This is a genomic window from Anaeromusa sp. (genome assembly GCF_028691475.1).
Lineage (GTDB): Bacteria > Bacillota > Negativicutes > Anaeromusales > Anaeromusaceae > Anaeromusa.
In genome coordinates this window covers 1-6,265 of record NZ_JAQUZF010000132.1, presented here as the reverse complement: position 1 = coordinate 6,265, position 6,265 = coordinate 1, and the positions used below count along the sequence as shown (strand labels likewise).

Below are 6,265 nucleotides of genomic sequence, written 5' to 3'. Positions count from 1 at the left end.
TTTGTGCAAATTCACTTTACCATAACAGATAGGTGTTTTTCTATATTTCAAGGCCTATATTGAAAATAAGATGACCTTAGAAACAGCAAGACTTAAGAGATGTTTTTAAGGTGCGAAAGTTGAGTTACCATCATGGTATAGACAAAAAATTGTTTAAAGAAGGCGACTTTGATAAGGACAAAGGACAGTATGGCATACCAAACAGCGAAGAACAAGCGATAAAGGCCGTAGATGTCAGAACTCCAAAGACCGTAGTAACGCAGCAGGATCATGCCGGCCAGTTCCAAGAGCAGGATCAAGGCGTACAGCAGGCATACTGTGCGCAGGGGCAGACGCAGGTTTTTTAAAAAAGGGTAGTAGCGCAGGATGCTAAAAGGAACTATGGATAAAATCAAATATAGGCAAGCTAAAACTGTTTCAATCATAATGCTCGTCGTCACTGTTCCTGGTGGTCGCAAAAAGATAGTCTAAGTAGCGCTGTTTAAGCGTTTGCCTGTCATTTTTGCGGATAGGGATGAGGTGCTGGCCGTGAACAGTGAACTGTGTATCCTCCATTCGGGTAATGTAACTCATGTTTACCAAATAGCTGCGATGGCAGCGTAAAAATAGGCTCACAGGAACCTGTCGTTCGATTTCATCCAAGGGAGTATAGGTTTGAATGGTGTTGGTTTTCGTATGTATCAAGCACAGCTTGTCATAGATCTCGGCGAATATAATCTCGTCTACGTTGCAGCGTACTTCCAGCCGTTGTGATCGTACGGTGATATACGCAGGCTCTTTTTTTTGGAGGCGCGTCAAACGTTGGAATACTGTGTCTAGTTGCGCTGCGGTAAGGGGTTTCAGGAGGTAGTGAAGGGCGTTAACGCTAAAGCCCTCTACGGCGTGTTCCGGGCTTGTCGTGACAAATACAATGGCGCAGTCTTCATCTTGTTCGCGTATTGTGCGGGCCGTTTCCACGCCGTTGATTTGTTTCATGTAGATGTCTAGAAATAGTAGCTGGTAGCGTCCGGGGACAAAGGCGTGTAAGAAGTCTTCGCCAGTGCTCCATTGGTCTACTGACAGCTCGAGGTTATTATGTTGTCCGTATTCTTCGAGCAGACGGCAGAGCCGTTCTCGGTCTTCGGTTCTGTCGTCGCAAACCGCCAGGTGCAGCAATGCCATCCCTCCTTATGTTTTGTTTTATATATTGTAGCATACTCGTATTGGCAAGAAACAGCGCTTCACGCAACCAAGATGGAGAACAGGACGTTTGGCGGGCCGGGGTAGACTTAGAGGGCTAGAAGGAGATAGAGCGCAAAGCAAGACTCTGGGGTTGCGAAAGGGAACGCAAGAGGCCGCGGGGCTGATTTTTAACAGGAGTAGAGTGAGTAGAGGGAGGGTTCGGCGGAGTTATAAGATTTAACGAGGACTCGCGGAAGGGTACGCAGGAGGAGTATTAAAATTTGGCAGAATTTTGATTTTAGCAGGGAACTGTATTAGCAAGAGCGAAATCTTCCCTTGTCAAGGATGATAAATCGCGGCAACGCGAAGGAGGAAGCACATGGAAGTTACAGATGAACAAAAACGAGATTTAGCCCGGCGGATGCTGGAAATTATGGAAACGATGGAAGAGGCGCTGCAGTACATGCGGGCACAGCTGGATGAACTGAAGCTGGAAGCGGGGAAAGAGCTCTTCAGCGATTTCGCCATGGCTGCGGGGCGTTTAACGGAATTGCTGCCGGAATTTTTCGTGGAAGAGCGCAAAGAACAGTTAGTGCAAGTATTGCGAGACTTGCGAGACGCTATTTCCGGTATGCAGGACTCGTTTGCTGAAGGGGAACTGCCGCAGATGAAACAGGTGCTGGCGCAGGCGCTGCTGCCGGCGTTTACAGCTTGGCGCGAGGAAGCAAGAGAGCTGTTGCTGCCTTGGGCGGCGGTTTGAGTAGGGGAATAGGAGTTACGGTTTACGCAGAGTAACAGAGGAACAGAGGAAGGCCAGAGAAGATTTTAAGCAAAGGGCGTATGAGAAACTTTGCAGTATGATGTTCTTTACTTTTCTTCTGTTCCTTTTTTTGAGGGTAACCTTCCGGCGGGCCTGCTATGGATGTCGGATGTTTTCCCTTAAAGACCCGGAGAGATTGCCGCGCTGGCGCTCGCAATGACCCGTAAGCCATCTTGGCGCTGTCGTTGCGAGGAGCGCAGCGACGCGGCAATCTCTCTGCAAATATTTTTTTCGGGTTTTCTTGTTTAAATCTCTGGATTTCCTCTGGCCTTTCTCTGTTACGCTGTGTTCCGTTTCGTTCTCTTAACTCTCCTGGAGGTGTGGCCTTATGCGCAAGGTAGTGATTTTAGGCGCCGCAGGACGCGATTTTCATGTTTTTAACACTTGTTTTCGTAATGATGCCGATAGTCGGGTAGTGGCATTTACGGCGACGCAAATACCGGATATTGCAGGCAGAAGGTATCCGCCGTCGTTGGCGGGGCGCTTCTATCCGCAGGGCATTCCCATTGTGCCGGAGGAAGAACTGGAAGCGCTGCTTCGAGAGCAAGCGGTGGATGAGGTTGTTTTTGCGTACAGCGATGTTTCACATGAAACGGTGATGCATGCAGCGTCAAGGGTCTTGGCTTCTGGAGCGGATTTTCGCCTTTTGGGTCCGGCACGGACCATGCTGCAAGCGTCTAAGCCTGTTATTGCCGTATGTGCTGTGCGGACTGGCGCGGGCAAAAGCCAGGTTTCGCGCAAACTGGCGTCTTGGCTGAAGGAATGGGGGCTGCGGGTGGCTATTGTACGCCATCCCATGCCGTATGGAGAGTTGGAGCGCCAGCGCTGTCAGCGCTTTGCTACTGTGGAGGCTTTGCAGCGCGCTCGCTGTACGGTGGAAGAACGCGAGGAATATGAACCGCATCTGGCGGCAGGGCACATTGTTTATGCGGGCGTAGATTACGGAGAGGTTTTGGAGGCGGCCGAAGCGGAGGCGGAGGTGCTTCTTTGGGACGGCGGCAATAATGATTTCTCTTTTTTTCAGCCAGACTGGCTGGTTGTGGTAGCCGATCCTTTGCGGCTAGGTCACGAGCGTTCGTATCATCCAGGAGAAACCAATTTGCGCATGGCGGATACGGTGCTGATCAACAAAGTGGACAGCGTTTCGCAGCAAGAGGTGGCGTTGCTGCAAGCTTCGATTGCAGAGGTCAACTCCAAGGCGAGGGTGGTGTTGGCGGCTTCCCCGCCTCGTTTGGACCGTGGCGACGAGCTAAGGGGTAAACGGGTGGTGGTGGTGGAAGACGGGCCTTCTGTGACGCACGGCGGCATGCCCTATGGCGCGGGTCTGCTGGCGGCTCGCGCTGTCGGCGCTCAAATTGTGGAACCGTGGGAGTGGACCGGAGGTTCCTTGGCGCGGGCGCGGGAGTTGTATCCGCATTTGCAGCAGGTCCTGCCGGCGCTGGGCTATCAGCCGGAGCAACTGGCGGAACTGGAGACGGCGTTGAATGCCGCAGCCTGCGAGGCCATTGTCTCGGCTACGCCCAGTCGTTTGGAGAGGCTGCTTCATTTGAATAAGCCGTTGTATCAGGTTTACTATGACTTGGAAGAGCGTCCAACAGGAGTTTTACACGATCTTCTTCGGGAAAATGTGCAAAAATGGAGCGAAACAGGGCGGATTCGGGACGTATTTACCGGTAGAATTTAGTTTTTTTTTGTGGGTTAGCAGGAAAAGTGATGAAAAATAAGGAAAACAAACATAATCCGACAGCGACTAGCTGGAAAGGAGAAGGTGAGAATGCAACAACGCGTAGCAGCACTCATCGTAAAAAAAGGCAAGGTATTAATTGCGCGGCGCAGCGAGGGCCGTACACAGGCAGGTTTATGGGAATTTCCCTGGGGGACTTGCAACCAGGATGAAGCGCCAGAAGCGTGCTTAGAGCGGAATTTTGTAGACGTTATGGGTCTAAATGTATCGATTGGAGGACGCTTTGCCTTGCGCTCCTATGGGGACCTGCGTTTGTTGGCTTATTGGGCGCAGTGGCAGGAGGGGAATTTTTCACTTTCCGGTCATGATGAGCTGGCTTGGGCTGGTCCGGAAGAATTGAGCAGTTATGAATTTATGCCCATGGATGTTTTTTTGGTAGAAAAGCTGATCCGTCAAGGCATGGGAGGTACGGCCAGCGACAGCAAGGCCATAGGGGGATAATAGAAGCTTGCATTTCTTAAACCCTGAGGTTTATTGTTGTTGCTCCGCTATGTTGAGAGGTTAATTTTTAACTAGGTTTAACCAATTTTTAACAGAAAGCACAGGAGCTTTTTATACAATCAAAGTACAGAACTTGGTAACTAAGAATGTATAAGCCTGTAATGGTCGAACTGTTTTGCCCAACGCGACATACGGACAGTAACAATGAGAAGGGGTGTAGGATTGTGAGCGATAAAGTAGTTTTAAAAACGGTGACAAAGCAGACCTTGCAGAGTAAATTGATAGTGCTGTTGGTTCTGTTCGCCTTTTTGTCCGCCGCGCTAGTAGGCGGCGTCAGTACTTACATGAATGTGACGCAGAAAAAAGACAATATTGCCGAAAGCAATCGTGAGCTGACCGGACAAGCGGCTAGCGAAATCGAGCGCTTTATGAGCGATGCCAAAGGCTTGACAGAGGCATTGGCGGCGACGCCGACGGCGCGGAGCATGGATGCGGCGCAAATCAAGGAAATGATTGTAGCGGCGCAGCAGAAAAATGCTTATATGGAATTGATTTATGTTATGGACGCCAGCGGCATGCAGATCGCTAGAACATCCGGCTCCTTGGCCAATCGGGCGGACCGTCCGTATTTCAAAGACGCCATGGCGGGGAAATTGCATTTTAGCGACGCCTATATTTCTTCCTTTACCAAGGCGCCGACGGTGACCATTTCCACCGCGATTCGTGATGCCGCAGGCAAGCCTATCGGTGTTTTTACGGCGGATATCAGTCTGAAATCGCTGTGGGCCATGGCGGAAGCGGTCAAGGTGGGGCAAGGCGGTTACTTAGATATTGTAGATAACAAAGGCAAGCTGTTGGCCCATCCGGATAAGGACAAAGTGCAGCAGAATGAGTCGGTCGCTGACCGGACGTATATCGCGGCGGTGCTGCAGGGACAAAGCGGCAGTCAGGAAGCTGCTTCTACGCGAGGCGAGCAGGCGATGATTTCGTACTCGCCAGCCAAGTCTATCGGCTGGGGGGGTTGTGGCGTATTTGCCTTCCAGCGAGGTGAGCAGCCAGATTTGGACGATTGTGTTGACTATGGCGGGCTTATTGCTGTTGGTGGCCGTTTGTGCGGGGGCAACGGCGGTTTATTCGGCCAAAGGACTGGCCCAGCCGTTGTTGGTGTTGGATGAAGCGGCGGAACGCATGGCGGACGGTGATTTGAGCCGCAGCTTTGAGGTGGATGGCGTAGAGGAAATTATGCATTTGGGCGATTCCATTACCCGGATGCAGCAAAACCTTCATGGTATGATCAAGCAGGTAGCCAGCTCATCGGAACATCTAGCCGCTTCCAGTGAAGAATTGACAGCCAGTGCGGACCAGTCGGCGCAGGCGTCGCAGCAGGTGGCTCAGTCGATTACGGATGTTGCCCATGGCACGGATGATCAGTTAAAGGCGGTACAGCAAGCGGCGCATGGCGTCGAGGCGATGTCCTCTAGAATTCAGGAAGTGGCGGCGAATTTGGGCCAGATGTCGCACTCTTCTACCGAAACGGCGCAGGCCGCTCGGGGCGGCGAAAAAGCCGTGCAAACAGCCGTGAAGCAGATGCAGCTGATCGAGTCTTCGGTCAGCCAGTCGGCGGAAGTGGTAGCGCGTTTAGGCGAACGGTCCCAAGAGATCGGACAAATTGTCGATACCATCAGCGGCATTGCCGGACAGACGAATCTTTTAGCCTTAAACGCCGCCATCGAAGCGGCTCGGGCAGGCGAACAAGGACGCGGCTTTGCGGTGGTAGCCGACGAAGTGCGCAAACTGGCGGAGCAGAGCCAAGAAGCGGCCAAGCGCATTGCGGAGCTGATCAGCGAAATTCAGGGCGATACCCAAAGCGCGGTTGTGGCTATGCAGGATGGCACGCGCGAAGTGGAACGCGGCACGGCGGTGGTGGATGACGCAGGTCATACCTTCACGCAGATTGTCGGCTTGATTGACTCTATGTATCAGCAGGTGCAGCATGTAAGTCAGGCGGCGCAGGAGATTGGCGCGCACAGCCAAGACGTGGTGCAGTCGGTGCAGCGCATTGAGAGCATCAGCCGCGAGACGGCGGGGCATACGCAGAC

General features: G+C 52.2%; 7 protein-coding genes. 6 read left to right on the top strand and 1 reads right to left on the bottom strand.

Annotation, left to right across the window (positions count from 1 at the left end; translation table 11 throughout):
• Positions 1-110: 110 nt before the first annotated feature.
• Positions 111-347, top strand: a complete 237-nt coding sequence (locus PHF27_RS12770) for a hypothetical protein (protein ID WP_300070782.1) — start codon at positions 111-113, stop codon at positions 345-347.
• 70 nt (positions 348-417) lie between these two features.
• On the opposite strand, the gene PHF27_RS12765 is transcribed toward PHF27_RS12770, so the two are convergent.
• Complete coding sequence (locus PHF27_RS12765) at positions 418-1,161, bottom strand: LytTR family DNA-binding domain-containing protein (protein ID WP_300070779.1); 744 nt, start codon at positions 1,159-1,161, stop codon at positions 418-420.
• Between the two features lie 379 nt (positions 1,162-1,540).
• Here PHF27_RS12765 and PHF27_RS12760 point away from each other — a divergent pair, with 379 nt between their 5' ends.
• From PHF27_RS12760 to PHF27_RS12740, 5 genes are all read left to right on the top strand, one after another.
• Positions 1,541-1,921, top strand: coding sequence for a hypothetical protein (locus tag PHF27_RS12760; RefSeq protein WP_300070777.1), 381 nt, complete (start codon positions 1,541-1,543; stop codon positions 1,919-1,921).
• Positions 1,922-2,309: 388 nt separating this feature from the next.
• On the top strand, positions 2,310-3,665 hold the full coding sequence (locus PHF27_RS12755) for a GTP-binding protein (protein WP_300070774.1): 1,356 nt from the start codon (positions 2,310-2,312) through the stop codon (positions 3,663-3,665).
• A gap of 90 nt (positions 3,666-3,755) precedes the next feature.
• Positions 3,756-4,166, top strand: coding sequence for an NUDIX domain-containing protein (locus tag PHF27_RS12750; protein WP_300070771.1), 411 nt, complete (start codon positions 3,756-3,758; stop codon positions 4,164-4,166).
• Between the two features lie 224 nt (positions 4,167-4,390).
• Entirely contained in the window at positions 4,391-5,341 is a 951-nt protein-coding gene (locus PHF27_RS12745) for a cache domain-containing protein (protein WP_300070768.1), read from the top strand.
• The coding region (locus PHF27_RS12740; RefSeq protein ID WP_363320066.1) for a methyl-accepting chemotaxis protein at positions 5,247-6,265 on the top strand (1,019 nt) is incomplete at its 3' end. The genes PHF27_RS12745 and PHF27_RS12740, both read left to right, overlap by 95 nt.

Coding starts and splice junctions, on each gene's coding strand:
- PHF27_RS12765 (WP_300070779.1), bottom strand. CDS start 1,161: ATGGCATTGCTGCACCTGGCGGTTTGCGACGACAGAACCGAAGACCGA.
- PHF27_RS12760 (WP_300070777.1), top strand. CDS start 1,541: ATGGAAGTTACAGATGAACAAAAACGAGATTTAGCCCGGCGGATGCTG.
- PHF27_RS12755 (WP_300070774.1), top strand. CDS start 2,310: ATGCGCAAGGTAGTGATTTTAGGCGCCGCAGGACGCGATTTTCATGTT.
- PHF27_RS12750 (WP_300070771.1), top strand. CDS start 3,756: ATGCAACAACGCGTAGCAGCACTCATCGTAAAAAAAGGCAAGGTATTA.